Here is a 307-nt window from a genome sequence, read left to right as displayed (position 1 = left end):
CTATACAAAACAGTATATGTATAACCGGAGGAATGCCTTTCTTTATTTCAGGTTTTATATTATTCATATCTAAGCGCTTCTATAGGGTCGAGGTCGGCTCTTTCCTCATTATGTTCAGTAAGCCATTTCCAGTCTTTTTCGATGTTCGACGCGTTTACAACCAGCACCCTGAGTTTGAGAAGCACCGCATCATAGAACGGCTTGTAGAGCCCGACCGCATATTCACTTTCAAAGTGCATCCCTGGCAGTTTTCACACTGATATTGTCTGATTTTGCTTTTATAGCCATTATCTGAGATACTTATCTT

General features: G+C 40.4%; 1 protein-coding gene. It reads right to left on the bottom strand.

Annotation, left to right across the window (positions count from 1 at the left end):
* Positions 1-59: 59 nt before the first annotated feature.
* A complete protein-coding gene (locus D0T57_RS15535) occupies positions 60-239 on the bottom strand; it encodes a hypothetical protein (RefSeq protein ID WP_163274370.1) in 180 nt (59 codons plus the stop codon).
* Positions 240-307: the final 68 nt, after the last annotated feature.

This window comes from Dysgonomonas sp. 511 (assembly GCF_010501105.1).
Taxonomy (GTDB): Bacteria; Bacteroidota; Bacteroidia; order Bacteroidales; family Dysgonomonadaceae; genus Dysgonomonas.
This window is presented reverse-complemented; position numbering and strand designations above follow the sequence as displayed.